Origin of the sequence: Sphingobium sp. MP9-4 (assembly GCF_005281675.1) — a bacterium.
In the GTDB taxonomy this organism is placed as follows: domain Bacteria; phylum Pseudomonadota; class Alphaproteobacteria; order Sphingomonadales; family Sphingomonadaceae; genus Sphingobium; species Sphingobium yanoikuyae.
In genome coordinates, this window is record NZ_LUFI01000001.1 from 139,027 (window position 1) to 163,758 (window position 24,732).

Annotated in this window: 20 protein-coding genes and 1 tRNA gene; 8 read left to right on the forward strand and 13 right to left on the reverse strand. The window is 64.9% G+C overall.

Translation table 11 applies throughout. The features are described 5' to 3' along the window. The first annotated feature begins 12 nt into the window (after nucleotides 1-12). A complete protein-coding gene (gene alr, locus A0U87_RS00670; protein WP_048937118.1) occupies nucleotides 13-1,056 on the forward strand; it encodes an alanine racemase in 1,044 nt (347 codons plus the stop codon). 201 nt (nucleotides 1,057-1,257) lie between these two features. Here the strand turns inward: alr and A0U87_RS00680 are convergent, their stop codons facing one another. Together A0U87_RS00680 and A0U87_RS00685 are read right to left on the reverse strand one after the other, a co-directional pair. Beyond that, nucleotides 1,258-2,430 (reverse strand): acetyl-CoA C-acetyltransferase, encoded by a 1,173-nt coding sequence (locus A0U87_RS00680; protein WP_048937117.1) that lies wholly within the window; start codon nucleotides 2,428-2,430, stop codon nucleotides 1,258-1,260. Between the two features lie 50 nt (nucleotides 2,431-2,480). Next, nucleotides 2,481-3,455, reverse strand: coding sequence for an alpha/beta fold hydrolase (locus A0U87_RS00685; protein ID WP_048937116.1), 975 nt, complete (start codon nucleotides 3,453-3,455; stop codon nucleotides 2,481-2,483). A gap of 124 nt (nucleotides 3,456-3,579) precedes the next feature. Here A0U87_RS00685 and phaR point away from each other — a divergent pair, with 124 nt between their 5' ends. The 3 genes from phaR (at nucleotide 3,580) to proS (ending at nucleotide 6,125) form a co-directional block, all read left to right on the forward strand. Then, entirely contained in the window at nucleotides 3,580-4,158 is a 579-nt protein-coding gene (gene phaR, locus A0U87_RS00690; protein WP_017502180.1) for a polyhydroxyalkanoate synthesis repressor PhaR, read from the forward strand. A 6-nt stretch (nucleotides 4,159-4,164) separates the two neighbouring features. Then, the gene (locus A0U87_RS00695; protein ID WP_010338802.1) at nucleotides 4,165-4,509 is read left to right on the forward strand and encodes a hypothetical protein; all 345 of its coding nucleotides are present in this window, start codon (nucleotides 4,165-4,167) and stop codon (nucleotides 4,507-4,509) included. Between the two features lie 89 nt (nucleotides 4,510-4,598). Then, nucleotides 4,599-6,125 carry a proline--tRNA ligase gene (gene proS / locus A0U87_RS00700; protein ID WP_048937115.1) on the forward strand — a complete coding sequence of 509 codons (1,527 nt, stop codon included), beginning with the start codon at nucleotides 4,599-4,601 and terminating at the stop codon, nucleotides 6,123-6,125. 72 nt (nucleotides 6,126-6,197) lie between these two features. Here proS and A0U87_RS00705 read toward each other — a convergent pair whose 3' ends face one another. The 3 genes from A0U87_RS00705 to hslV all read right to left on the reverse strand — a co-directional run bounded on the left by A0U87_RS00705 (nucleotide 6,198) and on the right by hslV (nucleotide 10,304). After that, nucleotides 6,198-8,306: a S9 family peptidase gene (locus A0U87_RS00705; protein WP_240700487.1), complete on the reverse strand. Its 2,109-nt coding sequence runs from the start codon at nucleotides 8,304-8,306 to the stop codon at nucleotides 6,198-6,200. A 112-nt stretch (nucleotides 8,307-8,418) separates the two neighbouring features. Then, complete coding sequence (gene hslU / locus A0U87_RS00710) at nucleotides 8,419-9,720, reverse strand: ATP-dependent protease ATPase subunit HslU (protein ID WP_004207215.1); 1,302 nt, start codon at nucleotides 9,718-9,720, stop codon at nucleotides 8,419-8,421. A gap of 17 nt (nucleotides 9,721-9,737) precedes the next feature. Beyond that, nucleotides 9,738-10,304, reverse strand: a complete 567-nt coding sequence (gene hslV / locus A0U87_RS00715; protein WP_004207214.1) for an ATP-dependent protease subunit HslV — start codon at nucleotides 10,302-10,304, stop codon at nucleotides 9,738-9,740. A gap of 183 nt (nucleotides 10,305-10,487) precedes the next feature. Between hslV and A0U87_RS00720 the strand changes: the two genes are divergently transcribed. Beyond that, nucleotides 10,488-10,673: a hypothetical protein gene (locus A0U87_RS00720; RefSeq protein WP_004207213.1), complete on the forward strand. Its 186-nt coding sequence runs from the start codon at nucleotides 10,488-10,490 to the stop codon at nucleotides 10,671-10,673. Nucleotides 10,674-10,707: 34 nt separating this feature from the next. Here the strand turns inward: A0U87_RS00720 and A0U87_RS00725 are convergent, their stop codons facing one another. After that, nucleotides 10,708-10,836, reverse strand: coding sequence for an entericidin A/B family lipoprotein (locus A0U87_RS00725; RefSeq protein ID WP_004207212.1), 129 nt, complete (start codon nucleotides 10,834-10,836; stop codon nucleotides 10,708-10,710). A 142-nt stretch (nucleotides 10,837-10,978) separates the two neighbouring features. Between A0U87_RS00725 and A0U87_RS00730 the strand changes: the two genes are divergently transcribed. After that, nucleotides 10,979-11,053, forward strand: a tRNA-Val gene (locus A0U87_RS00730). A 173-nt stretch (nucleotides 11,054-11,226) separates the two neighbouring features. On the opposite strand, the gene A0U87_RS00735 is transcribed toward A0U87_RS00730, so the two are convergent. Genes A0U87_RS00735 through A0U87_RS00745 form a run of 3 tightly spaced genes read right to left on the reverse strand, consistent with a single transcriptional unit; the run spans nucleotide 11,227 to nucleotide 14,653 of the window. Further along, nucleotides 11,227-12,480, reverse strand: coding sequence for a DUF3526 domain-containing protein (locus tag A0U87_RS00735; RefSeq protein ID WP_048937113.1), 1,254 nt, complete (start codon nucleotides 12,478-12,480; stop codon nucleotides 11,227-11,229). Further along, nucleotides 12,477-13,919, reverse strand: coding sequence for a DUF3526 domain-containing protein (locus tag A0U87_RS00740; RefSeq protein WP_048937112.1), 1,443 nt, complete (start codon nucleotides 13,917-13,919; stop codon nucleotides 12,477-12,479). The genes A0U87_RS00735 and A0U87_RS00740 overlap by 4 nt, the downstream gene beginning before the upstream one ends. Continuing rightward, entirely contained in the window at nucleotides 13,916-14,653 is a 738-nt protein-coding gene (locus tag A0U87_RS00745) for an ABC transporter ATP-binding protein (protein WP_048937111.1), read from the reverse strand. Before A0U87_RS00745 ends, A0U87_RS00740 begins: the two co-directional genes overlap by 4 nt. 153 nt (nucleotides 14,654-14,806) lie before the next feature. Between A0U87_RS00745 and A0U87_RS00750 the strand changes: the two genes are divergently transcribed. Both A0U87_RS00750 and A0U87_RS00755 read left to right on the forward strand, forming a co-directional pair. Next, nucleotides 14,807-17,011 (forward strand): TonB-dependent receptor, encoded by a 2,205-nt coding sequence (locus tag A0U87_RS00750; protein ID WP_048937110.1) that lies wholly within the window; start codon nucleotides 14,807-14,809, stop codon nucleotides 17,009-17,011. Between the two features lie 16 nt (nucleotides 17,012-17,027). Continuing rightward, nucleotides 17,028-18,836: a M14 family metallopeptidase gene (locus tag A0U87_RS00755; RefSeq protein ID WP_048937109.1), complete on the forward strand. Its 1,809-nt coding sequence runs from the start codon at nucleotides 17,028-17,030 to the stop codon at nucleotides 18,834-18,836. Here the strand turns inward: A0U87_RS00755 and A0U87_RS00760 are convergent. The 4 genes from A0U87_RS00760 to A0U87_RS00775 all read right to left on the reverse strand — a co-directional run bounded on the left by A0U87_RS00760 (nucleotide 18,823) and on the right by A0U87_RS00775 (nucleotide 24,632). Continuing rightward, nucleotides 18,823-19,281, reverse strand: a complete 459-nt coding sequence (locus A0U87_RS00760) for a transcriptional repressor (RefSeq protein WP_137405179.1) — start codon at nucleotides 19,279-19,281, stop codon at nucleotides 18,823-18,825. The genes A0U87_RS00755 and A0U87_RS00760 overlap by 14 nt on opposite strands. A 19-nt stretch (nucleotides 19,282-19,300) precedes the next feature. Continuing rightward, on the reverse strand, nucleotides 19,301-21,412 hold the full coding sequence (locus A0U87_RS00765) for a TonB-dependent receptor (protein ID WP_137405180.1): 2,112 nt from the start codon (nucleotides 21,410-21,412) through the stop codon (nucleotides 19,301-19,303). A 149-nt stretch (nucleotides 21,413-21,561) separates the two neighbouring features. Then, entirely contained in the window at nucleotides 21,562-22,878 is a 1,317-nt protein-coding gene (locus A0U87_RS00770) for a sigma-54 dependent transcriptional regulator (RefSeq protein ID WP_048937106.1), read from the reverse strand. Continuing rightward, complete coding sequence (locus A0U87_RS00775) at nucleotides 22,875-24,632, reverse strand: ATP-binding protein (protein WP_048937105.1); 1,758 nt, start codon at nucleotides 24,630-24,632, stop codon at nucleotides 22,875-22,877. Before A0U87_RS00775 ends, A0U87_RS00770 begins: the two co-directional genes overlap by 4 nt. Nucleotides 24,633-24,732 lie beyond the last annotated feature (100 nt).

Consider the following 24,732-nt stretch of genomic DNA (forward strand, 5'->3'; position numbering starts at 1 on the left):
CGGCTGCGGGCAATGACTGGCTATATCGCTCCGCTCCGCCTGCGCCTCGATGGCGATGCGCTGCTTTCCAACTGGCGCTGGCTGGCGCGGCAGGGCGGCGCCCCGGCCTGTGGCGCCGCGATCAAGGCCGATGGCTATGGCCTGGGTGCGGCCGGCGTCATGCAGCGACTGAAAAGCGCGGGCTGCCGCGATTTCTTCGTGTCCAACTGGGGCGAAGCGGCAGCGCTCGAAGCGCAGATGGACGGTGTGAACTTCGCCGTCCTGCACGGCGTGCGCGACGAGGATATGGCGCAGGCACTGACCTCGCGCGCGCGGCCGGTGCTGTGTACGCCGGGGCAGGTGGCGCGCTGGAAGGCGGCGGGCGGTGGCGCCTGCGACCTGATGATCGATACCGGCATGAACCGGCTGGGCCTCGACTGGCGGGCTGACCTTAGCGAACTGGTTGATGGGCTGGAGATCGTGACGCTGCTCAGCCATCTGGCGTCAGCCGACGAGGATAGCGATCTCAATCCGACCCAACTGGCCCGCTTCCGGGATGTCCGGGCCGCTGTGCCCGCACAGCGCTACAGCCTTGCCAACAGCGCGGGCATATGCATGGGCGCGGACTATGGCTTCGACCTGACCCGGCCGGGTATCGCCCTTTATGGCGGCGTGCCGCATCCCGATGCTGCGCCGCATCTCCGCCCGGTCGTGCAGGCACAGGCCCAGATATTGCAGCGTCGCGCGGTCATCGCCGGCGACACGATCGGCTATAACGCGACCCATCGGGCCGAGCGCGATCTGGAGATCGCGATTCTCAACATCGGCTATGCCGACGGCTATCTGCGCGGCTTTTCGGGGCGCGGCGCGGCGCTGGTCGATGGTATCTGCCTGCCGGTGCTGGGCCGGGTGTCGATGGACTTGCTGGCAGTGGATGTCGGCGCGCGCCCGGATGTCGCGGAGGGCGACTGGCTGACGATCAACTATGATCTGCCGCAGGCGTCGCAGGCATCGGGCCTGTCGCAATATGAGCTGCTGACGGGCCTGGGCAACCGGTTCGACCGGATTTGGGCATGAGAGTCTGTTTTAGAAAAACCAGTACCGGCCCGCTCCCCCGCCCAACCACCCGATCCAGTGTCATCCTGTCGGGCGGTTGGGCGGGGGAGCGGGCCGGTACCGTAACGAAAAATCGCTCTTTCGCGATTTTTCAAACAGGCTCTAACACGAAAAGGGCGCCGATCGCGAGACCGGCGCCCTTCGCTATTCAGTCGCTGCCGCTCAGCGCTCGATGCACATCGACACGCCCATGCCGCCGCCGACGCACAGGGTGGCAAGGCCCTTCTTCGCGTCGCGCTTCGCCATTTCATAGAGCAGCGTGGTCAGCACGCGCGCGCCCGATGCGCCGACCGGGTGGCCGATCGCGATCGCGCCGCCATTGACGTTGACCTTGGCCGGATCCCAGCCCAGTTCCTGACCGACGGCCAGCGCCTGCGCGGCAAAGGCTTCGTTCGCTTCGATGAGGTCGAGATCGGCGACCGACCAGCCGGCCTTTTCCAGTGCCTTGCGGCTGGCCGGGGCCGGGCCGATGCCCATGATCGAGGGATCGACGCCGCAGGTGGCGAAGCTGGCGATGCGGCCCAGGATGGTGGCGCCGCGCTTGGCGGCTTCGTCGGCGCTCATCACCACCAGCGCGGCGGCGCCGTCATTGATGCCGCTGGCATTGCCGGCGGTCACGGTGCCGTCCTTCTTGAAGGCGGGGCGCAGGCTCTGCATCGCTTCGATCGTGGCGCCGGCGCGGATATATTCGTCTGCGTCGACGATGGTGTCGCCCTTGCGGCCCTTGATGGTCACGGGCAGGATTTCGTCGGCGAAGCGGCCCGACGCGCGCGCGGCTTCCGCCTTGTTCTGGCTGGCGACGGCGAACTCGTCCTGCGCCTCGCGGCTGATCTGATATTTCTCGGCCAGGTTCTCGGCGGTGATGCCCATATGATAGCCCTGGAACGCGTCGGTCAGGCCGTCATGGATCATGGTGTCGACAAAGCTGACCGGGCCCATCTTGGTGCCGCCGCGCAGCATCTGGGCATGGGGAGCGAGCGACATGCTTTCCTGGCCACCGGCGACCATGATGCGGGCATCACCGGCCTTGATCGCCTGCGCGGCAAGCGCGACGGCGCGCAGCCCCGATCCGCACAGCTGGTTGAGGCCGATGGCGGTGCGCTCGACCGGGATGCCGGCGTTGACGGCGGCCTGGCGGGCGGGGTTCTGGCCCTGGCCGGCGGTGAGGATCTGGCCCAGGATCACTTCGTCCACTTCTTCGGGCGCGACGGCGGCCTGTGCCAGCGCGGCGAGGATGGCCTGGCGGCCCAGTTCATGTGCCGGAGTCGTGCCGAAGGCGCCCATGAAACTGCCCACGGCGGTACGCTTGGCGGCGGTAATGACGATGTCTGACAAAGGCTCGATCCTCACTTGTGGTAATGTTGTTTTCGCAGGCGCACATAACATCATCCGCCATGGCGGGAAAGCCAAAGGGACAGCGGATGCCACAGCATGTCGGGTGCCCGCTGGCTCAATATCATGCCGACATGGCCAAGGTTCAATATCCGGCTTTCCGTAAGGGGCGGGGCGGCCGTGGCGGGCACGATTCGATCCGTTGCCGAAGCGATCGACAAGCTGGGGCAGGGGAGCGAGGCCGGGTCTATGACGGTCCCATCGATGTGCCATTCGTTTTGCCCGCTCGCATTTGCCGCATAGAGCATCTCGAACAATTGCTGCCCGGCGGCATAGGTGAGGGGTGCGCCCTCATTGGCCCAGTCCTCGACCGCGAGGAAGGCGCGCTCCTCGTCGGAGCCGGGTGTCATGTCGGCGAAGGCTGCATATTTCTGCACGGTCCGCTGCGGATCGAGCGCCCAGAAGCCCGATTGCAGCGCCTCCATCGGCACATAGCCGAGCCGGTCGCACACCGGCTTCGCACCGCGCCACAGGGCGGCGATCTCGGCAAGGTCGGCGGGCGGGAAGCCGGCAAAGTCCCAGGGCGAAGCGATCGTCGCTAGAGCTGCGACCCGGTGCAATGCTGCGGCCGCGATGGCGATCGTGCCGCCCAGGCAATAGCCGACCAGGATCGGTGGGCGCCGCAATGCAGCGAGCATCGGGATGAGCCGGTCGGTGACATGCTTGTCCAGGCCGAGGCTGCGGTCGGCGGCCGTCGGCGCCCCCCAATCGACCAGATAGGCGTCATGACCCGCTGCGGCCATATGGCGCAGCATGGAGCGGCTTTGCGACAGGTCCAGCACCTGTGGCGGGTTGATCAGGGAGGGGATGAAGACGACCGGCGCCCGATCGCTTTCCGGTGCCAAATCAGCGTGATACCGCAGCAGCCGGGCACTGCCCGCCGTTGCGGCGATGGGGCATGGTGGTGGTGGGGACGGACGCTGCGTCTCCTGATAGCGACGCAGGCCGATGAAGGCGCGGCGACGCAAATCAGGATCATGCTCCGTTTCGCGCCATAAAATGTTGAGAAAAAGGGGTAAAGGACGCGGGCCATGTTGCGGCGCGGCATCGCCCTGTGCTAATGCGGGATGAGCAGGTGAGGGAGAGACAGGCATGGCCAAATCGAAGGCTGCTAATGAATCCGAACCGGTGGTTATCAAGAAGTACGCTAACAGGCGGCTCTATAACACCGAAACTTCAAGTTATATCACGCTGGACCTTTTGTCGCAGATGACCCGTGAGGGGCGCGAGTTCGTCGTCGTCGACGCGAAGACCGGCGAGGACATCACCCATAATGTCCTGACCCAGATCATCATGGAAGAAGAACAGCGCGGCAAGAACATGCTGCCGGTCAACTTCCTGCGTCAGCTGATCGCCATGTATGGCGATTCCATGCAGTCGATGGTGCCGCAATATCTCGAAGCGTCGATGGACGCCTTCCGCAAGAACCAGCAGCAGTTCCAGGAAGCCATGAAGGGCGCCTTTGGCGGTGGCCCGCTGGCCGAGATCGCCAAGCGCAACATGCAGATGTTCGAGGCCGCGGCGAGCGCGTTCGGCAATGGGGTTCCGGGCATGCCGGGCGCCACGCCCAGCCCGACCCCAGCCGCGACCGAAGAAAGCAAGGATGACGAGATCGCCGTCCTGAAGGCGCAACTGGCTGCGCTCAATGCGAAGATCGACAAGCTGAGCTGATCCACCATGGCCAAGGCGGATAGACTGGAGCGCCTGGATATCCGCCGGGCGGAGCTGGAAGAGGAATATCGCGCGGCGCTGATTGCGGCGCTGCGCGTGACCGCTGGCGGGCGCTGGGGCCTGTTCGACCATCAACAGGATCGCAGCGCCCGCGCGAAGACCGCGCCGGTGCTCGCGCAGCTGGACGAACTGGCGCAAGAGATTGATGCGATGCGCGACACGCTGGGGCTGGAACCGTTTGACCTCCATCCCGCCTTTCTGGCCGCGCGGGGCAAGCCGGCGGCTGATGCGGTGGGCGAACCCAAGCAGGCCAAGGCCTGGCTCGAGCGACTGGGCGCCGACGCCGGCTGAACCCCGCCCGGCGCGATGCTTGGGGGTCGACAGGGATGGCGGGTCTGGCCTATGGCGCGCCATCCACTTTTAGACAGGCGACAGACCCCGTGAAACACGCCCTTAACGTTACCCGCGAACAGGATTTCGCTGCCTGGTATCAGGCCGTCATCACCGAAGCCGACATGGCCGAGGAAAGCGGCGTGCGCGGCTGCATGGTGATCCGTCCCTGGGGCTATGGCATCTGGGAACGGATCCAGACCCTGCTCGATGCGCGCATCAAGCAGACCGGCCACGAAAATTGCTATTTCCCGCTGTTCATCCCGCTCTCCTATTTCGAGAAGGAAGCCGAGCATGTCGACGGCTTCGCCAAGGAAATGGCGGTCGTCACCCATCATCGCCTGATCCAGAAGGACGGCAAGATGGTGCCCGATCCCGAAGCGAAGCTGGAAGAGCCGCTGGTCGTTCGCCCGACATCAGAAACCGTGATTGGCGCAGCCTTCAGCCGCTGGGTGCAGAGCTGGCGCGACCTGCCCGTGCTGATCAACCAGTGGGCGAATGTCGTCCGCTGGGAAATGCGCACCCGCATGTTCCTGCGCACCAGCGAATTCCTGTGGCAGGAAGGGCATACTGCGCACTCGACCGTCGACGAAGCGATGGAAGAGACGATGAAGATGCTCGAAGTCTATCGCAGCTTCGCCGAGGAATGTGTCGGCTTGCCGGTGGTCGCGGGCGAGAAGCCGGAGAATGAGCGTTTCCCCGGCGCCGTCGCGACCTATTCGATCGAGGCGATGATGCAGGACGGCAAGGCGCTGCAGGCCGGCACCTCGCACTTCCTGGGCACGACCTTCAGCCAGGCGCAGAATATCAAGTTCCAGAATGCCGAAGGGCAGCAGGAACTGGCCCAGACCACCAGCTGGGGCATGTCGACCAGGATGATCGGTGGCCTGATCATGGTGCATGGCGACGATGACGGCCTGCGCGTGCCGCCGCGCGTCGCGCCCTATCAGGTCGTGGTCGTGCCGATGCTGCGCGATACCGAGGAAGACGCCGCGATCGTCGATTATTGCACCGACCTGGTGAACCAGCTGAACGGGCTGGACGTGTTCCGCGAGCCGGTCCGCGCATTGCTCGACAAGCGTCCGTCCAAGGCCGCGACCAAGCGCTGGGGCTGGGTCAAGAAGGGCGCGCCGATCGTGATCGAGGTTGGCGGTCGTGACGTTGCCGGTGGCAATGTCTCGGTCATCCGCCGCGATCGCCTCTATCGCGAGGATGGCAAGCTCGACAGCCAGATCGTCGCCAAGGGCGATTTCGTCGCTGGCGCAACTGCGATGCTGGAGGATATCCAGACGTCGCTGTTCGCTGATGCGAAGGCGCGTCTGGACGGCAATATCGACAAGTCGATCACCGATCTCGACGCGCTCAAGGCCTATTTCAAGGCCAGCAAGAACCCCGGCTGGGCGCTGGTCCAGTGGGCCAAGCCGACCGGCGCGGAACTGGAGAAGGTCGTGCAGTGGCTGAAGGGCGAGAAGCTCACCCTGCGCAACGTGCCGACCGATGCCGAAGCGGCGGATGGCGCCTGCATCTTCACCGGCGGCACGGCGGTGGAGCGGGTGCTAGTGGGCCGCAGCTACTGAACATTATTTCCCCTCCCTTCCAGGGAGGGGATTAAGGGGTGGGTAGCGAGCGAAGCGAGCCTTTCGCTGCCGCTACGCGGCAGACCCACCCCCGGCCCCTCCCTGGAAGGGAGGGGGGCAAGCTTTACTCCACCCCCAGTTGCTCCAGCGCAAAGGCGCTATATTCGGCCTGGTCGCGATAGCGGCGGAAGTGGTCGCGCGCAGCTTCGCCACCCATTTGGTCGGCTCATAATATTGGACCTGGCTGTCCCATAGGCCGGTGCCGACGAACAAGCTGGGATAGGGCTTCGCCTCGACATGGTCGTAGGGCGAATAGGCCAGCATCACGTCATACCAGGACTGCTGCTCGGGATTGCCCCATTCGTCATATTCGCCGGTGGTGAGCGGGATGGTCGGGTCGAGCATGGTGGTCACGACGTCGACGAACGGCACCTGCGCGATGATGACCTTGTAATCCTGCGGCGCCATGTTCGCGACCGCGCCCATCAGCAAGCCTCCGGCACTGCCACCCATCGCGGCGACACGGCCCTTCTTCGCATAACCCTGATCCACCAGCGCGCGGGTCACGTCGATGAAGTCGGTGAAGCTGTTCATCTTGTTCTTGAGATGGCCGTCATCATACCATTGGCGACCCATTTCCTGGCCGCCACGAATATGGGCGATGGCATAGACGACGCCGCGATCGAGCAGGCTGGGGAGCAGGGGCGAGAAGGTCGGATCGGTCGAATAGCCATAGCTGCCATAGGCATATTGGTAGAGTGGGGCGCTGCCGTTCTTCTGAAAACCCTTGGCGTAGATGAGCGAGACCGGCACCTTCGTCCCGTCGCGCGCGGTCGCCCATACCCGTTCGGTCACATATTTGGCGGGATCATAGCCCTTAACCTCCTGGATCTTCAGTATCTTGCGTTCGCCCGTGTCGACATTCACCTCATAGGTGGTTTCGGGCGTGCGCAGGCTGTCATAGGTGTAGCGGACCCAGGGCGTGCCGCTTTCGGCATTGACGTCCAGCGCCATGGCATAGGCGGGCTCATCGGCATTGACGAAGCTGCTCTTGCCGGCCTTGGTCAGCAGGCGCAGGCGCTTATTGCCTTCGGAGCGTTCCTCGATCGCGAGGAAGCTGTCGAAGGGCTGGAAATTCTCGATGAAGACGCTGGCGCTGGTCGGCACGATGTCCTTCCAGGCGGCGCGGCCCTTGGCGGCATCGGCGTCCGATATGGTCATCAGCCGGTAATTGGGGGCCTGCCAGTTGGTGCGGATCGTCCATTGGCCGCCCACATTGTCGCTGCTGTAGAGGAAGTCGCGTTCGCGCGGGGCGAGCGGCGTGAAACTGACCGGATTGGCGGACGGGACGCAGCGCTCCTCATTGCTGACGGTCGATTGCAGGACGATGCAGATGAACTTGTCCGACGTCGTCTTCTTGAGGCCCATGTAGAAGGTATCGTCCTTCTCCTCATAGACCAGCCGATCGGCGCCGACGGGCGTGCCCAGCACATGCGCCTTCACGCGCTTGCCGAGCAGGGTGGTCGGATCCTTCTCGACATAGAAGATCGTCTTGCTGTCGTCGGCCCAGGCGAAATCGGGTTCGGCGTTGGGGATTTCATCGGCCAGCAGCTTGCCGTCGGCGAGTCCCTTGACCCGGATCACATATTGGCGGCGGCCGACCAGATCCTCGGCATAGGCGAGCAATTTGTCGTCGGGGCTGACGTCCTTGCCGCCGATCGCGAAATAGCCCTTGCCCGCGCCCATCTTGGGTTCGTCGAGCAATATCTGTTCGGGCGCATCCATGCTGCCCTTGCGCCGGGCGACGATTGGATAGTCGCCGCCGGTCTCGAAGCGGCTGTAATAATAATAGCCCTTCTTGCGATAGGGGACGCTGCTGTCGTCCTGCTTTATGCGGCCGGTGATCTCGCCGTAGAGCTTGTCCTGCAACGGTTTGGTCGTTGCCAGCAGCGCGTCGGCATAGGCATTTTCGGCCGCCAGATAGGCGAGCATCTCGGGGTTCTTGCGGCTGTCGTCGCGCAGCCAATAATAGGGATCCTGCCGCGTCGCGCCGAAGGGCGCCTTCACCTCATGCGGCTTCTTTGCCGCGACCGGTGGTTTGGGGACGGTCTGCGCCTCGGCAGCGGCGGACAGTGCAGCAATGCTGAGGCTCGCCAAGAGCCAGGCCGAAGTGCGGATCATATTCCCTCCCTGCGAATCGCATGGCGGAGGCTGGCATGATGGCGGGCAGGGGGGAAGATGATCCGGGCCTGCCACAAGAAACGGCAGGCCCGGACTGAAGCTATGCGCTCAGTTACAGTACATATTTGCTGAGGTCGGTGTCATGGGCGACCGCCGACAATTGCTTGTCGACATAGGCCTGATCGATCACCAGCGTCTCGCCGCGGCGGTCCTCCGCCTCGAAGCTCACATCCTCCAGCAGCTTTTCCATCACGGTCTGCAGGCGGCGGGCGCCGATATTCTCGACCTCGCTGTTCACCTCGGCCGCGATCTTGGCGACGGCGCGGATGCCTTCGGGCGTCAGGTCGATCGTCACTTCTTCTGTCGCCAGCAGCGCGCGATATTGCGCGACAAGGCTGGCCTTGGTGTCGGACAGGATCGCGACGAAATCCTCCTCGGTCAGCGCCTTCAGCTCCACGCGGATCGGCAGGCGGCCCTGAAGCTCCGGCAGCAGGTCGCTGGGCTTCGCCACATGGAAGGCGCCCGAAGCGATGAAGAGAATATGGTCCGTCTTGAGCGGGCCATATTTGGTCGAGACGGTCGTGCCCTCGATCAGCGGCAGCAGGTCGCGCTGCACGCCTTCACGGCTGACCGACCCGCCGCGCACGTCGCTGACGGCGATCTTGTCGATCTCGTCGAGGAAGACGATGCCATTCTGCTCGGCGCTGGTGATGGCGACGCGGGCGACATCATCCTGGTCGAGGCGCTTGTCCTGCTCTTCCTCGACTAGCTTGTCCCAGGCGTCGGCAACACGCATCTTGCGGCGCTTCTTCTGCTGCTGACCAAAGGCCTTGGACATCATGTCGCTGAGGTTGATCATGCCGACCTGGCCGCCCATGCCGGGAATTTCCATCGGCATCGACGGAGTGTCGGCGACTTCCACCTCCACCTCGACATCGTTCATCTGGTTGCCCTCGATCTTCTGACGGAAGGAGAGGCGGGTGGCTTCGCTGGCATCCTTGCCGGTCAGCGCATCGAGCAGGCGGGCCATGGCGGCCTCCGATGCGGCTTCGCGCACGGCTTCGCGGCGGCGGTCCTTCTCCAGCCGCACGGCTTCCTCGACCAGGTCGCGAACGATCTGCTCCACGTCGCGACCGACATAGCCGACCTCGGTGAACTTGGTGGCTTCCACCTTGACGAAGGGCGCGTCGGCCAGCTTGGCGAGGCGGCGGCTGATCTCGGTCTTGCCGCAGCCCGTCGGCCCGATCATCAGGATATTCTTGGGTGTCACCTCGTCGCGTAAATCGGCGGGCAGGTGCTGGCGGCGCCAGCGGTTGCGCAGCGCGACGGCGACGGCGCGCTTGGCATCATGCTGGCCGATGATATGCGCGTCGAGCGCGGCGACGATGGCTTTGGGGGTCAGATTATCGTTCATGGTCTTTTCTTGGGATCTCAGGCTGCGCTGTCGAGCGTTTCGATGGTGAGCTGGTCGTTGGTGTAGACGCAGATATCCGCCGCGACACCCATCGCCTTGCGGGCCAGGGTTTCGGCATCTTCCTCATATTCCACCAGCGCGCGGGCGGCGGCGAGGGCATAATTGCCGCCCGAACCGATCGCGGCCACGCCGCCGAGCGGCTCCAGAACGTCGCCATTGCCGGTCAGGATCAGCGTGACGTCTTTGTCGGCGACGATCATCATCGCTTCCAGGTTGCGGAGATATTTGTCGGTGCGCCAGTCCTTGGCGAGTTCGACGGCCGCGCGCATCAATTGGCCATTATGGCGTTCCAGCTTGGCTTCGAGCCGTTCGAACAGGGTGAAGGCGTCGGCGGTAGCGCCGGCAAAGCCGCCGATGACGCTGCCGTCATGCAGGCGGCGTACCTTGCGCGCATTGGGCTTCATCACCGTCTGGCCCATCGAAACCTGGCCATCGCCGGCAACGACGACCTTTCCATTCTTGCGGACCGACATGATGGTGGTGCCATGCCAGACCGGCATGGACGAGCGGTTATGGTCATTCATGACCGCGCATATGGGAGCGGCAGTCAAGCGCTGCAAGCGTCTATGTAGAAACACGAGGCCGCCGCCGAAACGTGCGATTTGCGGGACGATTTCTGACGGTCGGTTAAGGAACCAATGTCGATGAATTGACATTGTGCAACGCAGCAATCATTGTCGGTCGTCCCAAATGGAGGGAAGCTACTCATGACTCTCAAGGCCAGAGCACAAGAAAAGGTCGAGCGCGCGGGTATTGCCAACTATTCGTTCGACCAGGATGTTCTGGTAATGTGTGGCGTGCGCTATGCGATCGAGGCGTGCGAATGCGGCGAGCCGGATTGCGACGGTGTGCGCCTGCGCAAGAAGTCGGCCTTTCCGCGCATCCTGCAGTGATGCAGGGCGGCAGGACGCCGCCCCGTCCCCGTTATCAGTGAATGACTTCCTTGCCGGCAGTGCCGACCGATTCGATGTCGCGGCCGACGCCCTGCACCGTGTTGCAGGCGGCGAGCGCGGACAGGAGCATGGAGGCGAGGACGAGAGCGACGGTCTGACGCATGGATGATGCACTTTCTGATCTATGTTGGTCGGGCCTGTATAATGCGGCCAAACGCGCTGGACAGAGATAATTTCCAAAAAGCTGCAAGGCGGCGCTTGACAGGTCAGGCATCGGATGCGAAAGGCCGCCTCCTCCTTACAGGGGGCGCGTAGCTCAGCGGTAGAGCACACCCTTCACACGGGTGGGGTCACAGGTTCAATCCCTGTCGCGCCCACCATGATTTCAACGATTTGCGTTGAAGCATGGCTGGAGATATCCAACATCGGTAGTTGACCGTTGCAGGCACAGACCAGCACCGGCGTTTCTGCGTGCCCTCGGCAAGTCGATGGTTGCCGCCGAGGATGAAGCGAAGCGGGCAATTTCGCCCTCATCCCCGGCCATCACAGCCTCTCACATATCGTCGAAGCGCGGAGCGCCTTCGAAATCGGCCTGCCCGAACGGCTTGTCGGTGAAGAGATAGGCATAATAATAATTGCGCAGCCGGGCGTGGAAGGCGCGGATGCGGTCCTGATAAGCCAGTTGCGCCCGCATGTCGGTGTCAGCGAGGCGGGCGAGCAGCGCCTGTACGCCGACCGAGGGCAGCAGCCAGCCGACCGAACGGGCGGCGGCGTCGCGCGCCTCGATCCCGTGGCGATAGGCAGTCGCCTTGGGCGCGACGCTTTCATCGCCGACCTGGTGGAAGGCGAAATACCATTTCCAGTGGAATGCGTGGCCTAGCGGCGGGCTGTCCTTCCATTCGGGATGGCCGGCATAGAAGGCCCGCATCGTCTGTTCGCGCGGAATGTCCCAGGCACGGTTGACCGCCTCGCGCTGGGCGAGCGTCAGTTCCACGCCCTGGCCGACCGGGATGGCACGGTTGATCGCGACATGGGCGATGGTCGGCAGCAGCAGGGTAAGCAGCAGCCACAGGCCGGCGAGCGACGCGGCATTGGTGACCGAACTCCAGCGCAGCCGCCCTACCAGCAGCGTGACGCCGATCCAGAAGGCGAGATAGAGGGCGACCAGGCCCAGCACCGCAAGCAGCGGCAGGAGCGGCACATGCGACAGGGTTGCGCCGATCGCCAGCGGCACGGCGAGGGCGAGGAACAGAAGTCCGCCGCGCAGCAGCACGCGCCGCGCCCAGAGACGCCGTCCCGATCCTGCAAGCGCATCAAGCATCCGCAGTCGCCCGGCTTCCCGCTCGCCCGAGACCAGGTCGTGGAACAGGGCAATCACGAACAAAGGCGTCAGATAGACCAGCACGAAGGCGAAATCGAAACGACCGGGCAGGGCGAGTTCGGGATTGAACGCCTCGCCATCGTAAAGCTGTGCTTCCAGCCCCAGTGCGCGGACACGCAGGATGTAAGGTGCGACGTCCCGCAGGCCGAGCGCCACGAAGGCGAGCGGCGCGGGCGCATCCCAGGTGGCATGGAAGCTGTAATAGGCGGCATTGCCGGGATCCTTCGTCTTGCCGGCCCATTGCGCGACGGCCGCGATATCCTGTGCCTGTTTCGGCTGGATGCGGGCGATGACGGCGCGCTGCCGGGCTACTTCGGCCATGCCGGCAGCGACCGAGGCGATGGCGAGCAGGGCGACGAGCAGCAGCGCCAGCAGCGCCATGCGCGAGCGCAGCAGCAGGCGCAGTTCATGGGTGAGGAGGGTCATGGACGGGCTTTCTGAAGATGGCGGGCGACGGGCAGCAGCGCCAGCAGCGCGAGTACCAGCCAGGCGAGCAGCAGGCCCAGGCCGGGCAGGCTGGCCGTCACCAAGTCGCCGGCGGTCGGCGCGATGAAGCGGAATTGGGGAATCGCCTGCCAATGGTCGGCGGAGATGCGCTTGCGCTGATCGGCGCCGGCATCCTTGGCCTTGTCATCGGCATAGCTGACGGCATCGGCCTGCAACTGGTTCAGATGCTGGACCATGGCGTAGCGATAGGATTCGGCCTGGGCGAGGAAGCGGCGATGGCCCGCAAGATCGGTGCCCGCGGCTGCCATCGACAATTGCCGCAGCGAGATGGCCGGGCTGATGATGCCGAAGCCGTCGGTCAGCCGGCTCTGCGCCTGCTGGATCGCGAAGCTGCGATCGGCATAGTCGTCGAACAGACCCGACGTCAGCTTCTCGCCCTCGACCGCGAGCAGGCCGTTATAATTGACCGGCAGATCCTCCACCTTGTCGACGCCATAGCGGCGCAGCACCTTCTGCTTGAAGGCGTTGAAGAAAGGATCGTCAGGATTATGCGCGTCGCCAAGGCGATGCAAATCCTGCTGGATGGCGATGTCGGTTTCCAGGCGGGTGGGCAGGCTATGGGCCTGCGCCGCGATGTCGGGCGCCACGCGCGGCAGCAGGATGACCAGCACCGCCCAGAGCGCGAGCAGCGCGAGTAGCGCGTCGCGCCCGCGACGCACGAGCGCGGAGACGAGGATCACGATGATCGACCAGAGCGCCAGATAGGCGCCATAGCCAAGCGCGATCACCGCCATCGGCCCGGCCAGCGCGCCCGGCTGACCCGCGATCAGCAGGAAGGCGATGAGCGCGGGCAGACCGACCAGCGCGGCGACCACGGCCAGCGCCAGCAGCTTGCCCATGACCAGTGCGCGGGCGGACACGCCCTGCACCAGAATCTGGCGCAGCGTGCCGCGTTCGCGTTCGCGCGCGACCGCGCCATAGCCAAGGAAGATCAGCAGCAGTGGCGCAATCACCTGCAGCACGAAGGCCGGGGTCAGCTGGCCGAAGCGGACCAGCAGCGAGGATTGGCGGACATCGCCAAAATTGGCGCTGTTCTGGCGATGCCCTTCCAGGAAGATGCTGTTGCCGGTGAACGCATCGACGCCGGGATCGAAGGCGGCGAGCGGTGGCAGCGGGCGGAAGATGAAATTGCCGAAATGGACCATGCGATGGGGGTGGCGGTCGGGCTGCGCCTCGAACGCCCCGGCGGCCTGGGCCTGGAACCGGGCGCGGGTTTCGGCAATGCCGCTCTGGTGCGACCAACTGATGAGCGCGGCGGCGAGCGTCAGCAGGACGAGCAGCGCGAAGGCGATGACGGCGACGCGGTTGCGCCGCATCAGCCGCAATTCGTCGCGCGCGATCAGGGTGATGGCGCTCATGCGGCAACGGCCTCCCGCGCGAACTTGCGATGCAGGTCGCGCACGTCGAAGCGGTCCGTGCCCTGCGCCGATGCCTCGTCGACGATCCGGCCGGATTCGAGGAAGCCGATCCGGTCGGCAATGTCGGCGGCCGACAGCAGGTCATGGGTGACCATCAGCACGGCCGCGCCCTTGCGTGCGACATCATGGACCAGCCGGTTGAAGTCGGCGGTCGCGCGCGGGTCAAGGCCGGAAGAGGGCTCGTCGAGCAGCAATACCGGCACTTCGCGCAGCAAGGCGATGGCGATCGCCACCTTCTGCCGCATCCCCTTGGAAAAGCCGCCGAGCCGCTTGTCCCAGGCCGATGCCTGCAGGCCCGTGGCGTCGAACGCGCCGTCAATCTCCTGCGGGGCCGGGTGGCGGCCGGCCAGCGCCAGCAGATAGGCGGCATTTTCCCGCGCTGTCAGATGCTCGTAAAGGGCGACATTTTCGGGGACATAGGCGATCTGCTCACGCGCCTTGTCGGGCTGCGCCGCCGGGTCATGGCCGGCCACCAGCACCGTGCCGCTGTCGGGCCGGGCAAAGCCCAGCAGGGTCGACATGGTGGTCGATTTGCCCGCGCCATTGCCGCCGAGCAGCGCATAGATTTCGCCGGCATCGACATGCAGGGTCAGGCCGCGCAGCACAGGCTGGCTGCCATAGGACAGGTGGACGTCGGACAATATTATGGGCTGGCCGGTGGCGGTCAGGGACATGAGGGCAAGGCTCCTTGGCTGTTGCGCCGGACCATTTCGGCGATGCAGTAATCTGTCAATGAAATAATATAACATTTCCATTGACGGGTGTGGCGAGCCTACCCTAGGGGCAGCGGCGAATGAGATTCCGTCTCATTTCATTCAGGGGAAATTATGTCGATCCAGTTCCTGCCGCGCGCCCGCGCTGCGTCCGTCCGTTCCCGCCGCTTCCGCCATATTGCACGTGCGTTGCCGCTGGCTGCTGTCCTGGCTTGGCTTCCAGCGCAGGCGCAGACCGGCGACGCGGTTCATCATGCGCCGGAGGGCGAGGGCGCCATCACGGTCGACGGCGTGCGTCAGGCCTATCGCGGCGATTTCTCCGTGAAGGAGATTCCCCAGGCGATCACGACGATCGATGCGGAAACGCTGCAGCAGAATAATATCCTTCGCCTGACCGATGCGCTGGACCTGAATGCATCTGTCGTGCGCCAGAACACATTGGGCGGGTTGTGGGACAGTTTCGCCGTGCGCGGTTTTGCCGGCGATGAAAATCTGCCGAGCGGCTATCTGGTCAACGGCTTCAACGCCGGCCGGGGTTTTGGCGGCCAGCGCGACGTGGCCGGGATCGAGCGGGTGGACGTGCTCAAGGGACCGTCGGCTGCGCTGATGGGTCGGGGCGAGCCGGGCGGCACGATCAACCTGGTGACCAAGCAGGCGGAAATCGGCCGGACCTTCGGCAGCGGATCGCTGCAATATGGCAGCTATGACCGGTTCCGCGCCGACGCCGACGCCAACCTGGCGCTGACCGACGGCATCACCGCGCGACTGATCGGCTATTATGAGAAGGGCGACACGTTCCGCGACTATGTGTCGCAGAAACGCTGGGGCTTCCTGCCCTCGATCGGCGTTGCGCTGGGCGACCGGACGCGCCTGACCTATGATTTCGAATGGACCCGCGTGGAAGTGCCGTTCGATCGCGGCATCGTCGTCCTGAACAATGATTTCGACACCGTGCCGCGGTCGCGCTTCCTGGGCGAACCGGGCGATGGCGATACGGTGGCACGCGCCACCGGCCACCAGTTGCGGCTCGACCATCAGTTCAATGACGACTGGAGCCTGCTGGTCGGGGCCAGCCATCGCGACACGCTGCTGACCGGTTTCTCGTCCGACGCGGAGCAGACCGCATCGCGCCAGAAACTCTATGTCGACGGCCATTCCCTGTCGCGCCAGCGCCGCTCGCGCCGTTATGATGCGGAACATAGTGTGGTCCGCGCCGAACTGGCGGGCCATTTCGAGACCGGATCGCTGCGCCATCGCGTGCTGATCGGCGGCGATTTCGACCAGTTCGAATATGATAATTACTTCACCCGGTTCCGCCCGCCGGCCGTCAGCACCAACCCCAGCGACCAGGCCGGCTATGTCATCGACATCGACAATCCGATCTATGGCCAATATCCGCTGCCCGCGACGTCGGTGCTGACCAATCGTCTGGATGCGCAGCGCAGCTTCGGCTTCTATGTGCAGGACCAGATCGAACTGACCGAACGGCTCCAGATCCGCATCGGCGGCCGCTACGACAATCTGACGCTGAAGGTCGACAATCGCCTGCTTGCAGCAGCCAGCCGCTACAATAGCCGCAAATATGAGCGGTTCAGCCCGCAGGCCGGCATCGTCTATGAACTGAGCGATCCGATCTCACTTTATGCCGCTTATGGTCAGGGCTATCGCGCCAATATTGGCGCCGATTTCAACAATAATATCTTCGACCCGGAAACCAGCGAATCCATCGAGGCTGGCGTCAAGCTGACCGCGCTGGGCGGCGCGCTTACCGGCACCCTGTCCGTCTATCAGCTGACCAAGGACAATGTGCTGGCCAGCGACAATAATAATCCCGGCTTTTCCGTCGCGATCGGCAAGGCTCGGAGCCGCGGCATCGAGCTGGACGTGAACGGCCATCTGCCCGGCGACATCGATATCCTGCTGAGCTACGCCTATACCGATGCCGAGGCGCGTTCGGGAGTGAATGACCCCAATTTCGGCTATCAGATCCTGCCGGGTGACAAGCTCATCAACATTCCCGACCACAATCTCAACATCCAGGTCGCGAAGCATTTCGAAATGGCCGGGCGCGCGGCGCAACTGGGCGCGGGCATGCAATATGTCGGCGAACGGCTGGGCGAGACGGGCACGGACTTCACCCTGCCGTCGCACACCTTGTTCCGCCTGTTCGGCAGCGTCGATGTGATCGAGGGTGTCGAGCTGTTCGGGACGATCAGTAACCTGTTCGACGAGACATGGTATGCCAGCAGCTACAGCTCAGTCTGGGTGCAGCCCGGCACGCCGCGCACCGCCACCGTCGGCGTGCGCGCCCGCTTCTGAGCCGGAGGATAGAGACATGAACAAGAGGATGTCGCGCCTTCTGGGCGCCGCCGCTTTGTGTGTTGCTGGCACTGCCATCGCGCAGCAGCCGACTGAGGCGCCGCTGCCGGGGCTGCCTGCTTCGGTACTGCCGCCAACACTGCCCTGGTCGGGTGCGAGCGAAAAGCTGGTCGTCGGCAAGGATGATCCTTGGATCACGCCGGCCGAGCAGGCGCGTTTTGCCACCACGCCGCGCTATGCCGAGGTAGAGGCGTGGTTGAAACGTCTGGATGCGGCCTCGCCCCTCATCAGTTTGGAAAGCTTCGGCCGCACGGGCGAAGGGCGCGACATGCTGTTCGTCCGCGCGAGCAAGGGCGGCACGGGCAAGCCGGTCGTGCTGGTGCAGGCGGGCATCCATGCGGGCGAGATCGACGGCAAGGATGCCGGCCTGATGCTGCTGCGCGACATCGCCCTGCGCGGCAAGGGCAGCCTGCTCGACAAGGTCGATCTGGTGTTCGTGCCGGTCTATAATATCGACGGGCATGAGAAGATGAGCCGCTGGAACTTCCCGGCGCTGCGCGGCCCGGCGCAGAAGGGCTATGTCGGCAACAGCCGCAACATCAACCTGAACCGCGACTATTCGAAGGCGGATGCGCCCGAAAGCCGGGCGATGATCGGCCTGCTGCGCCGGCTCGACCCGATCCTCTATGTCGATTGCCATGTCAGCGACGGCTTCGACATGCAATATGACATCACCTTCACCTATGCCGGCTGGGGCCGCTATGCCTATCATCGCGCCACCGCCGACTGGCTGCAGGGCCGTTTCGGACCAAGCGTGACGGCGGCGCTGGAAAAGGCCGGGCATATCCCCACCATCTATCCCAGCCCGATCGACACGCGGGAGCCGACAAAGGGTATTCGCCAGGCGCCCGAAGGGCCGCGCTATTCGACCGGCTATGGCGATTTCATCGGCGTCCCGACCGTGCTGGTCGAAAACCATATGATGAAGCCCTATCGCCAGCGGGTGCTGGGCACCTATGTGCTGCTGGAGGCAGCGCTGAAGCTAGCCGGACAGGATGCCGGAGCGATTGCGCAGGCGAAGGCCAGCGACAGGGCAGCGCGCCCGACGCAAATGCTGACGCGCTGGAAGCCCGCCGCGCAGCCGATCGGCTGGGTCGAACGGTTCAAGGGCATCGCCTTTGACACCTATGTCTCGCCGGCGAGCGGGCGCAAGGAACAGAAATGGCTGGGGCGACCGGTCGACTGGCGGATGCCGATCATCGGCCAGGAACCGGTCGAGACGGTGCGCCTGCCCAAGGCATGGTGGGTGCCGGCCGGGCAGGCCGAGGTGATCGACCGGCTGACCCTGCACGGCATCCGCTACGAGGTGCTGGATGCGCCGCGCACGCTGACGCTCGATCGGGCGCGGCTGGTCGACCCGCAATCGATGCCGGTGCGCGATGCGCGCATCCCGCTGGACACGAAGTTACGGCACGAAGCGGTGACCGAAACGCTGCCCGCTGGGACGATCCGCGTGCCTGCCGATCAGCCGCTGGGCCTTTTGGCGGCGGCGCTGCTGGAGCCGGAAAGCCAGGACAGTTTCCTTGCCTGGGGCTTCTTCCCGGAGATATTGGCGGCGCCTTCTGGGGCGGAGGTTTTTGTCCGGGCGCCGATCGCCGAGGCGCTCCTCGCCGCTGATGCGCAGCTTCGCGCAGAGTTCGAGGCGAAATTGGCCGCTGATGCCACATTTGCGGCCGATGGCGACGCGCGGCTTGACTGGCTGTCGGCCCGGCTGCCCGATCGCAGCCCCTATCATCATCTCTATCCGGTGCTCAGGGAGCGCTGATCGCCCCCTTGTCGTCGGAAGGAAGTGGGCATTGGCAACAATGGCCACTTCCTTCCACCACCAGCCGGTCGATTAGGAAGCCCCGCTGCGCGAACAAGTGGCCAAGGGCCAATTTGATGTCGCCCATATCGATCTGTTCGACCTGACCACAATGCTGGCAGATGCCGACGGCAGCAGGGCCTTGCCGAATGGCGCAGAAAGCGTTCAACGTCTCGATCCGCAGGACTTTGCCCTGGGCGATCAGTTCATTGAGTGCGCGATAGACCTGGGGTGCGTAGAGCCGCTCATGCCGCTCGGCGGACAGGCTTCGCAGGTCATAGGCCGACAGGGGGGGGCGGGCCTGTTCCAGCAGCGTAGCCACCAGGCGCCGCACTTCGCCGGGGCGACGGGTTGGCCTGACGGATTTGCCTGTATTGCGCATCGTGGCAGATGCCGGGGCGACCAAGCCGCCCCGGCATTCCGGATCAGAAGCTGACCCGCGCGGTCACGCGGATGTCGCGGCCGGTGAGCGGGGCATAGTCCTTGAGGAAGGACGAGGCCCGGCGGGCGACCACATCGAAGATGTTGTTGGCCGACAGGGCAAAGCTGAGCGGACGTTCCTTACCCCACGGGCGGACATTCAACTCGGCATTGACCATGGTGTAGCCGGGCGTCGTGGTCTCGAACTCGGCGACCCGGTCCTGCTTGCTGACACGCTCGACTTCGCCGCGCAGGTCGAACTTGGTCGCCTGATAAGCGAGGCCACCGAGCAGGCGGAGCGGAGGAATGCGCGGCGCCGGCCCGACGCTCTTCACATTGGCATGGACATAGTCGGCCAGGCCATCAGCGACAATCTTGCCGTCGCCCAGCTTGGCCAGGGTCAACGATCCCTGCACCTCGAAGCCATAATAGCGGGCGTCCGCCTGGTTGAAGGCATAGACGGGCAGGCCATCTTCTTCCTCGCCGGTCAGATCCTCATAGATGAAGTTCGAGAACCAGGTGTGATAGGCCGACGCCTCGAAGCTGTAATTGTCGCCGCTGCCGCGCAGGATCGCCTCGACGCTGTTGGCCTTTTCCAGGTTGAAGTCGGGATTGCCGACTTCGTAGGCCTGGGTGCCGGCATGGGGGCCGTTGGCGAACAATTCTTCAGCCGCCGGCGCGCGTTCGGTGTGCGACAGGTTGAGGCCGATGCGCCAGCTGTCGGTCAGGCCATAGGAGGCGCCGACCGAGCCGGAGAAGGCGTCGAAGCTGCGCTTGCCGGCGAAGAACTGTTCCTGATCCTCCAGCGGATTGGCGGTCAGGCTGGTATGTTCGTAGCGGCCGCCCAGCTCGAACTTGAGCGCGCCATAATCGAGCTGCTGCAGGGTGAAGACGCCGATCTGCGTGGTCGAGTTTTTGGGCAGGAAGGCCTCTTCGCCGATCACGTTGAAGTCGCGGTTGAAGAGCTGCACGCCGGTCGCGCCGCGCCAGGCGCCATGCTTGGCCTGGGTCAGTTCCAGCCGGGCTTCCATGCCCTTGCTGAAGAAGGCGGTGCCGACCGAACCATCTTCTTCCAGCTCGGCATGGGTATAGTCGGCATAGCCCAGGCGCAGCGAAACCTTGTCCAGCACATTGCCGTCGCCATTCACTTCGGCGCGCAGGTTGACGCTGTCCTGCTTCATGCTGAGGCGAGGGGCTTCCTGCTCGTCGCCCGGCTGGGTTGCGAAGCGGATCGGCACGCCATAGAGGCTGTCATAATGGTCGTAGGAAATACCGATATTGCCGGTGTCGCCGATATAGGCGATGCCGCCGCCGGCGGTCCAGGTCTTGGCCGCCGAATTGGGCAGCTTGCCCTTGACCGCGGCATTGCCGGCGAAGTCGATCGCTTCCTCGCTGTCGTCGGCGGGGAGCAGGCTCGATGCCAGCGCCTGATCGCGCAGGGCAGGGGTGAGGGCATGGCCGCCGATGCGGACATCGTCGCTCTTGAGATAGCTGCCATCGGCATGAGCGACCCAGCCGCCCGATAGCGGCACGTCGACCGAGGCCGCGCCCGAACGCTCGTCCGCGGCCGAACCATAGGTGCCGATCGCATCGACATGGACCGGCTCATCCGGGATGGCCGTGGGGATACGCTTGTCGATCACGTTGACGACGCCGCCGATCGCCGAGGAGCCGTAGAGCAGCGACTGCGGACCGCGCAGCACCTCGATACGCTCGGCGAGCAGCGGATTGACGACCACGGCATGATCGACCGAGGTGTTGGACACGTCCACGGTCGACAGGCTGTTGGTCAGCATCTTGACGCGTTCACCCTGCAGGCCGCGCAATACCGGGCGCGAGGCGCTGGGGCCGAAGGAGGTGGCGGACACGCCCGGCTGATGTTCCAGCGTCTCGCCGATCGATGGGCGGATCGCCTGGGTCAGATCCTTGCCTTCGACCACGGCGACACTGGACAGCATGTCCTGGCGGCGGGTCGGCAATATGCCGGTGACGATGATGTCGGAACGGGCTGCTTGGTGATAGCCGTCGGCGGCGTCATCCGATGCGGTTTGCGCATGGGCGGCTGTCGAAACGCCGAGAACGGCAAGCGCGCAGCCGGCGAGAAACTGGAATTGCATGGACTTGGATCCCCCGAGGTGGATGGAGCGACATTATTCTGACCTCCACGCCCTGCTCGGTCGCGCTGGAGGCTGCCTCGCCTCTCTAAAAACATGTCCATGATGTTACAACATATCAAACATTACATTTCTGTCATGTGGCTGGCGCCCTATCCATCCAGCCCGCGAAGCTTCCGCAAATCGATGCCCAGCCGCCGGACCCGGTAATAGAAGGTCTTTCGCGGCAGGCCGAGGCGCTCGATGGCCTGCCCCATGTCGCCACCGGTCGCCTGGATCGCCTCGATGATCGCCATGCGCTCGAACGCATCCATGCGCGCGTCGAGCGGCAGCATCGCGCCATCGGCAACGGGTTCCTGCTCCAGGCCCAGCGCCAGCCGTTCGGCCAGCCGCCCCAGTTCATGGACATTGCCGGGCCAGTCATGGTCCAGCAGATGGGCCAGTACCGCCCGGCTGACCGGCGGCACCGCGCGGCGAAAGCGGCGGGCGGCGGCATCGAGCAGATGGGCGAAGATCAGCGGAATATCCTCGCGCCGTTCGCGCAGCGGCGGGATGTGCAGCCGCACCGCCGCCAGCCGATAGAGCAGGGCCGGCTGGATCGTCGCCGCCTGGCCCTGCTGCGTCATGCAGCCGATCACGCGCAGGTCCACCGGCTGGGGTTCGCGCGCTCCGACCGGGCGAACCAGCCGATCTTCCAGAAACTGGATCAAATGCGCCTGCAGCGCCGGCCCCGACTGGTCGACATCGTCCAGGAACAAGGTGCCCTGATGGGCGCGGGCCAGCCGCCCTTCGAGCGGCGCGCGTCCGGCCAGGCTTTCGCCATGCAGGCTGGTCTCGGCGATCGAATCCGGCACCGCGGCGCAGGCGATGCTGACGAACTGGGCGCTGGCGCGGCGGCTGCGCTGATGGACCATGCGCGCAACCAGTTCCTTGCCGGTGCCGGTCTCGCCCTCGACCAAAATGTCGATATTGGTGTCGGCCAGGGTTGCCACCATGTCGCGCAACCGCTCGATCGCCGGGGAATGGCCGATCAGCGGGGAGGCGACGGCGGTGTCGACCATCGCGCGCAGGCGGCGATTTTCGATCACCAGCAGCCTCTTCTCGCTCGCCCGCGCGACCGATGCCAGCAGGGCGTCGGGATTGAAGGGCTTTGTCAGGAAGTCCCAGGCGCCGGCCTTCAGCGCATCCACCGCCATCGGCACATCGCCATGGCCGGTGACCAGGATCACCGGCAGTTCCGCGTCGCGGGCATGGAGCGCCCGGAACAGGTCGATGCCCGACATGTGCGGCATTCGCACGTCGCTGACCACCACGCCGGGAAAATCCGCCTCGATCGCAGCTAGCGCATCGGCGGCGCTGGCGAAGGCGCGCACCTCATGGCCCGCCAGCGTCAGCGTCTGCGCCATGGCAGCGCGCAAATCATCATCATCGTCGATCAGGGCGATCGGACGCGGGGGCATGTCGGTCATGCGCGTTTCAAACTCAGCTGGAAATGGGCGCCGGCCTCGCTGGGCAGCAGGCGCAGCGACCCGCCCATGTCAGCCATGATGTCGCTGGCGATGACAAGGCCGAGCCCCAGGCCCGACGGGCGGCTGGTGACGAAGGGCGTGAAAAGCTGGCCCTGCACCGACGGATCGATGCCCGGCCCATTGTCGATCACCGAGAGCAATATCGTCTCCGCATCGAGCGCGACCGACAGGCGAATGGTCGGCGCGACCACGCCCTCCAGCGCTTCGAGCGCATTTTGCAGCAGGTTGACCAGCACCTGCTCCAGCCGGATCATGTCGGCCATGACGCGCAGAGCGTCCGGCAGGTCCGGCAGGTGCAGATCGACACGCGCCAGCCGCGATTTGAGGATCAGCACGCTGCCCTCGATCGGCCCGGCGAGCGGAATAGCGTCGATCACGCCGGTCGCCTTGCGGGAAAAACCGCGCAGTTCGGCCGTGACCTTGCCGATCCGGTCGGTCAGCCGCTCGATTGCCGCCATATTTTCGGCCGCAGCCTCGCTATCGCCACGCTCGATCAGCAGCCGGCCATTGGCGGCATAGCTGCGGATCGCGGCGACAGGCTGGGCGGTTTCATGCGCGATGCCGGCGGTGATCTGGCCCAGCGAGGCCAGGCGATTGGCCTGACGCAACCCTTCGCGCAGCGTGTCGGCGCGCGTCTCGCTGGCGGCGCGTTCCTCCATCTCGCGGCGTAATTCATGGGTGCGGGCGGTGACCATCGCCTCCAGTTCGCTGGTGCGGGCGGCGACCATGGCGGCCCGTTCGGCGCGACGATGGCCGCGTTCGCGCAATATCCAGATGCCGCCGGCGAGCAGCAGCAGCAGCAACAGGGTCGCCAGCCGCACCGTCCGCACGAAGCTTTCCACGCCATGCAGCGGCGTCAGCATGTTGAGCTGCCAGCCCGGTTCGCCGGCCGCGACCGATTGCCACAGCAGGCGGCGGCGCGGTTCGTCGGCGGGGCTGATGATCTGCCGGCCATCGGCATCGCCCATGCCCTTGAGCGGCACCGGCAGCAGCGAGCCGCGGCCGGACTGCAATTCGGCGCGGAAGCGCTGCTTAGCCTGCGCCGACAACGAATGGATGGTGGTGAAGCGCCAGTCGGGGCGGCTGGTGATCAGGATGATGCCCTCTCGACTGGTGATGAAGGTGATCTCGCCGAGCCGCGCCCATTGCTGCTCGATCCCGTCAAACTCCAGCTTCACCACGACATAGCCGCCGCCGCGCGATCGCCGCGACAGATACATGCCGGGCCGTTCGCTGATCGTGCCGAGGGCGAATTGCGCGCCCGATCCATGCGCGGCGGCCAGCTTGAAATAATTGCGGAAGGAATAGTCCTGGCCGACGAAGCTGCGCTCGCTGCCCCAGTTGCTCGATGCGACGGTGCGGCCGGATGCGTCGAGCACATAGATTTGCGCCGCGCCGGTGGTGCGGGCGAGCGCCTGCAGCTTGCGATCGAGCGCCCGCAGGGCGGTCTGCGATCCGGTGAGGCCGGCGACCAGATCGCTGTCGTCGGACAGTGCGATCGGCAACAACCGGAACCGCTCGATCTCGCTCTTGAGATAGGCCTGGCGCAGGATCGCCGCGCCGCGCGTCTCCGCACTCAGCCGGGCGATGGCATTGCGCTCGGCAACCTCGCCCGACAGCCAGAGCAGGCCGCTAGCGACGCCCAGGAACAGGGCGATCCACAGAATGCGATTCGGGAAGCGGGCGCTGTCCATAGCCCTGCATATCGCGCCAACCAGTGATGTGCAAATTTCTGCACATCGTGCGATACTGGTGAGCAATTATATGCACTAAATGAACTGGCTGCAGGCATGA

What these genes read in the sequence shown, in the direction of transcription:
- A0U87_RS00775 (WP_048937105.1), bottom strand. Translation starts at nt 24,632, where the DNA reads ATGGACAGCGCCCGCTTCCCGAATCGCATTCTGTGGATCGCCCTGTTC.
- A0U87_RS00695 (WP_010338802.1), top strand. Translation starts at nt 4,165, where the DNA reads ATGGCCAAGGCGGATAGACTGGAGCGCCTGGATATCCGCCGGGCGGAG.
- hslV (WP_004207214.1), bottom strand. Translation starts at nt 10,304, where the DNA reads ATGAATGACCATAACCGCTCGTCCATGCCGGTCTGGCATGGCACCACC.
- A0U87_RS00745 (WP_048937111.1), bottom strand. Translation starts at nt 14,653, where the DNA reads ATGTCCCTGACCGCCACCGGCCAGCCCATAATATTGTCCGACGTCCAC.
- A0U87_RS00765 (WP_137405180.1), bottom strand. Translation starts at nt 21,412, where the DNA reads ATGCAATTCCAGTTTCTCGCCGGCTGCGCGCTTGCCGTTCTCGGCGTT.
- A0U87_RS00755 (WP_048937109.1), top strand. Translation starts at nt 17,028, where the DNA reads ATGAACAAGAGGATGTCGCGCCTTCTGGGCGCCGCCGCTTTGTGTGTT.
- A0U87_RS00720 (WP_004207213.1), top strand. Translation starts at nt 10,488, where the DNA reads ATGACTCTCAAGGCCAGAGCACAAGAAAAGGTCGAGCGCGCGGGTATT.
- A0U87_RS00735 (WP_048937113.1), bottom strand. Translation starts at nt 12,480, where the DNA reads ATGACCCTCCTCACCCATGAACTGCGCCTGCTGCTGCGCTCGCGCATG.
- A0U87_RS00740 (WP_048937112.1), bottom strand. Translation starts at nt 13,919, where the DNA reads ATGAGCGCCATCACCCTGATCGCGCGCGACGAATTGCGGCTGATGCGG.
- A0U87_RS00750 (WP_048937110.1), top strand. Translation starts at nt 14,807, where the DNA reads ATGTCGATCCAGTTCCTGCCGCGCGCCCGCGCTGCGTCCGTCCGTTCC.
- hslU (WP_004207215.1), bottom strand. Translation starts at nt 9,720, where the DNA reads ATGAACGATAATCTGACCCCCAAAGCCATCGTCGCCGCGCTCGACGCG.
- A0U87_RS00770 (WP_048937106.1), bottom strand. Translation starts at nt 22,878, where the DNA reads ATGACCGACATGCCCCCGCGTCCGATCGCCCTGATCGACGATGATGAT.
- alr (WP_048937118.1), top strand. Translation starts at nt 13, where the DNA reads ATGACTGGCTATATCGCTCCGCTCCGCCTGCGCCTCGATGGCGATGCG.
- phaR (WP_017502180.1), top strand. Translation starts at nt 3,580, where the DNA reads ATGGCCAAATCGAAGGCTGCTAATGAATCCGAACCGGTGGTTATCAAG.
- A0U87_RS00705 (WP_240700487.1), bottom strand. Translation starts at nt 8,306, where the DNA reads ATGATCCGCACTTCGGCCTGGCTCTTGGCGAGCCTCAGCATTGCTGCA.
- A0U87_RS00725 (WP_004207212.1), bottom strand. Translation starts at nt 10,836, where the DNA reads ATGCGTCAGACCGTCGCTCTCGTCCTCGCCTCCATGCTCCTGTCCGCG.